Here is a 2,539-nt window from a genome sequence, read left to right on the forward strand (position 1 = left end):
AGGTCGCGCTTGGCACCACCCGCCGCGGCGCCGCGCAGCCACGCCTCGCGCGCCGCACCGGCGTGGCGGAGGGCGCCGTGGTGCGCGCCGATGCCACGCAGCGCGGCGATGGCGGGACGATCATCGTCAATTCGTCCGAACTGACGATCCAGGCCGGAACCGTCTCCACCCGCGGCGGCCCCTCGGGCGGCAATGGCGGCTTCGTCGAGATCTCGGGCCAGAGCGGCTTTCGCCTGCCGGGCGCGGTGGACGTGTCGGCGCCGGCGGGACAACCGGGGACGATCCTGATCGACCCCGAGGATCTCACCATCGTCACCAGGGCCGACCCGCGCTTGAACGTCACGCAGGCCGACTTCATCGACGGCGTCCTCGGCGCGGAAAGCGGCCCGGCTGACGCATTCCTGTCCAACGACATCATCAACCTCGTCCTGACCGGCAACATCCGGCTGGAGGCGACGCGCGACATCTTCGTCGACGCGCCGCTGAGCGGGAATCCGACACCGCCCGGCGCCGGCACGCTGACCCTCGACGCCGGCCGCAACATCGCCGTCAACGACGCGATCTCCGGCTTCCCCGACGTGAACCTGATCGCCCGCACCGGCGGCATCGCGCTCAACGGCGTCATCGACACGCCCGGCACGCTGTCGATGACGGCCGGTGCGGGCGGCATCACCCAGACAGCCCGCTTCCGCGCGCTCCGCCTCGAGGTCAGCACCACCGGATCGGCACTGCTCAACTTCACCCCGGCGTCGACAACGGCGCCGAGCAACGAGCTCGGCACGCTCGGCCCTTCGAGCGTGAGCGGCAACTTCGCGCTGCGCACGACGCCCTACGATTTCGACGCCACCACGCTCAACATCGAGGGCACGGTGGCGGTCGGCGGCCGGCTCTCGCTCGACCACAGCGCCGCGATCGCGCAGGCCGCGCCCTCCGTCATCCAGGCCGGCGAACTCGTGGTGACGACGCCGGCGAGCATTTCCCTGCTCGGCGACAATGCCGTCGCCGCCATCGCCGGCATGACCGCAGCCGGACGGATCGACGTCCGGAACGTGCAGGGCACCACGATCACCGGGGCGGTCACGGCGACCCAGCTGGGTGTCCAGATCACCGCCGAGAGCGGCAACCTCACCGTCGCTGCGCCGGTCTCGGGCTTCGGCCAGGTGGTGCTCGCGGCGGCGGGCAACCTGGCCCTCACGACAGCCGGCAGCGTCAGCGCGACGCCGATCGGCCGCAACGTCATCGAACTCATCGGCGGCGCCGCCTTCACCGCAGGCGTCCCGCGCACCGACACGACCACCGCCGGCGCGCTCGATCTCGCCGGCAATGTCTCGGCACCGGGCGGCAGGGTCATCCTCGGCGCGGGCACGGGCGGGATCCGGCAGACGGCGGGCGGCATCACCACCGACCGCCTCTCGGTCACGTCCGGCGGCGTCGCGCTGCTCGGCAGCCCGGCCAATGCCGTCAGCGCCCTCACGCAACTGTCGGCGGCGGGCGATTTCGTGCTCGACAACGGCAGCGCGGACCTCAGCGTGCAAACCGGCCCGATCACCGAAACCGCTCCGGGCACGGCCGCGACCATCGGCCTGCGGACCGCCGGCACCGTCTTCCTCGTCGCGGACGCCGCGCTGGACGCGCCGGGCGCCGGCGGGCGGATCGCATTGCGCGCCGGGCGGGTCGCGATCGACGCTGGCTTCGCCGCAACCGCCGCAACGCTCGAACTCGCGCCCTTCGCCGCGGTCCCGCTCACCGTGCCCGTCGCCACGCCGACCGGGACGGGGTTCGAGATCACCGCGGCCGACCTCGCCGCCTTCTCCGGCGTACAGACGCTGCGGCTCGGCGGCACCACCTTCGACGGCGTGCTGACGCCGAGCGCAAGCAGCGTGAGCTTCGTCGGCCCCCTCGCCTTCGCAGGCACGCTCGATGTGCGCAGCACCGGCAACGTCGCGCAGAACGCCGGCGCGAACCTGGCGGTCGGCACGCTCACCGGCGCGGCGGGCGGCAACATCGTGCTGGCGAATGCCGGTAATGCGATCGGCGCGCTCGGCGACCTCTCGGCCGGCGGCGCGCTCACGCTGCGCAACGGCACGGCGCTCGCGATCCCCGCCGGGCGCACCGTCTCAGCCGGCGGCGTGCTCGACATTGCGACGTTGGCGGGCGGCCTCACAGTGGACGGCACGGTCACCGGTGCGACCACGACGCTCACCGCCGCCGGCCCCCTCTCCGTCAACGGCTTCTCCGCCATCGCCCGCAGCGGCGACCTGACGATGACGGGACAGAGCTTCGCACTGAACGGGCTCGCCGCCGCCGCCGGAAACATCCTGGTCAACGCCGCCACCACCGCGAGCCTTGCCGGCCTCGCGCAGACGCCGAACACGCTCCGCATCGCCGCACCGACGACGAGCTTCGGCGGGCTGAACGCGCGCAGCGCCGCCGTGCTGCTCGCCCTCGGCGACACCGGCAGCGCATCCGGCGCGCTCGACGCACGCGGCCTCACCGTGCAGGGCGGGCGCCGACGACGTTATGCTGGCCTACCAATCCA

1 protein-coding gene is annotated in these 2,539 nt (G+C 73.1%); it reads left to right on the forward strand.

What is annotated here, in order from left to right; all coding sequences use genetic code 11:
• On the forward strand, nucleotides 1–2,539 hold a 2,539-nt coding region (locus L2I40_RS21815; protein WP_237217359.1), incomplete at both ends, for a beta strand repeat-containing protein.

It is taken from the genome of Falsiroseomonas oryziterrae (assembly GCF_021864505.1).
In the GTDB taxonomy this organism is placed as follows: domain Bacteria; phylum Pseudomonadota; class Alphaproteobacteria; order Acetobacterales; family Acetobacteraceae; genus Falsiroseomonas; species Falsiroseomonas oryziterrae.